This window comes from Achromobacter sp. SIMBA_011 (genome assembly GCF_046535435.1).
In the GTDB taxonomy this organism is placed as follows: domain Bacteria; phylum Pseudomonadota; class Gammaproteobacteria; order Burkholderiales; family Burkholderiaceae_B; genus Achromobacter; species Achromobacter dolens.
Map to the genome: position 1 here is coordinate 1 of NZ_JAWRWN010001074.1, position 243 is coordinate 243.

The window sequence follows — 243 nt, forward strand, 5'->3', positions numbered from 1 at the left end:
CAGGCTGCGCGCGGCTTATGCGCTGAACGCGGCCTTCGCGAGCAGGCCGAGCGCCACGCACACGAGCACGATCGCGAAGCCGGCCTGCACGTGGCGCGCGGACAGGTGCCGCGAGGCTGCGCGCCCGACTACCATGCCGAGCGCCGTCGCGACGGTGAACCACAGCATCATGTCGACCGGCGCGCGCGTGCCCGCCACGAAGGTCGCGAGCACGCCGCCGGTGCCGACCAGCGCGATCACCAT

At 73.3% G+C, this 243-nt stretch carries 1 pseudogene; it reads right to left on the reverse strand.

From position 1 onward, the window contains the following. Window positions 1-15: 15 nt before the first annotated feature. Window positions 16-243: pseudogene (locus SB816_RS34330) on the reverse strand (sulfite exporter TauE/SafE family protein); the annotation flags it as partial.